Source organism: Shewanella gelidimarina (genome assembly GCF_023283945.1).
GTDB lineage: Bacteria > Pseudomonadota > Gammaproteobacteria > Enterobacterales > Shewanellaceae > Shewanella > Shewanella gelidimarina.
Window position 1 is genome coordinate 1 of record NZ_JAKIKW010000063.1, and the last position, 1259, is coordinate 1259.

A 1259-nucleotide genomic window follows, 5' to 3' on the forward strand; every position below is an offset into this window, starting at 1 on the left:
TGAAGTGGCATAGTTAATTTGGCCATCTAGTTAGAGGTTGATATTATGGCCTCGTTATTATTTAGGTGATCGTATGACTAAACGTATAAAACGTAATTTTACCCCCGAATTTAGATTAGAAGCCGCATTACTTGTTGTTGAGCAAAACTATTCCGTTACTGAAGCTGCTAACGCCATGGAAGTCGGCAAATCGACAATGGACAAGTGGGTTCGGCAGCTTAGAGATGAACGTAATGGGGTCAAATCTAAAGCAACACCAATAACGCCAGAGTTGCTAAAAATTAGAGAGTTAGAACGAAAATTAAATAGGCTGGAAAGAGAGAATGACATCCTAAAAAAAGCCACCGCTCTCTTGGGATCAGACTCACTCAAAAATTTGTAATTGTTGATGAGATCAAGCAGAGCTATCCAGTTTCTGAAGTTTGTTATGTGCTTGGTATTCATCGAAGCAGCTACCGCCATTGGCGTTCAACCTCTAGAGCGGTGAGCTTGAGTGACATCAACATTCAAAGCGAAGTTAAAATAGCATACAAGGAAAGTGGCGGTTCGGCTGGTGCAAGAACTATTTCGAACATAGTCAGCCAACGTGGTATTAATCTGAGTCGTTATAGAGCAGCTAAGCTAATGAAAAAACTTAACTTAGTGAGCTGCCAGGTAAAGGCTCATCGCTATAAAAAAGCAACGAATGAACACTTAGGCATACCCAATACGTTAGAGAGACAATTTGCGGTAACAGAGCCTAATCAAGTTTGGTGCGGTGATGTTACATACGTTTGGGCCGGAAATCGCTGGCTTTACCTTGCTGTTGTGATTGATTTATTTGCACGGAAAGTGATTGGCTGGGCCGTCTCAAAATCGCCTGATTCAACGCTAACGAGTAATGCGCTTTCTATGGCCTTTACAGTCAGGAAACAACCTAAAGATGTGATGTTTCATTCAGACCAAGGTTGTCATTATACCAGTAAACAATTTAGGCAGTTATTGTGGCGCTGCCAAATAGAACAAAGCATGAGTCGACGTGGAAATTGTTGGGATAATGCCCCCATGGAACGATTTTTTAGAAGTTTTAAGACAGAGTGGATGCCAAGAGCGGGTTTTACCTCATTTGATGAGGCTAATAAGGCCATCGGGCATTACATCATAAGATATTACAACCAAGTCAGGCCACATCAGTACAACGGTGGTTTGACGCCTGCAGAGTCTGAACGATTATTTCAGAATGACTCTAAGTCCTTGGCCAAAATTAGTTGACCACTTCA

Annotated in this window: 1 protein-coding gene; it reads left to right on the forward strand. The window is 41.8% G+C overall.

Annotation, left to right across the window (positions count from 1 at the left end; all coding sequences use genetic code 11):
- The first annotated feature begins 73 nt into the window (after positions 1–73).
- Positions 74–1251, forward strand: a protein-coding gene (locus L2729_RS21480; RefSeq protein ID WP_248990046.1) for an IS3 family transposase whose coding sequence is annotated in 2 segments (ribosomal slippage) — positions 74–332 and positions 332–1251 — 1179 coding nt in all. Because the reading frame shifts where the segments join, the coding sequence is not laid out codon by codon here.
- The last annotated feature ends 8 nt before the right edge of the window (positions 1252–1259 follow it).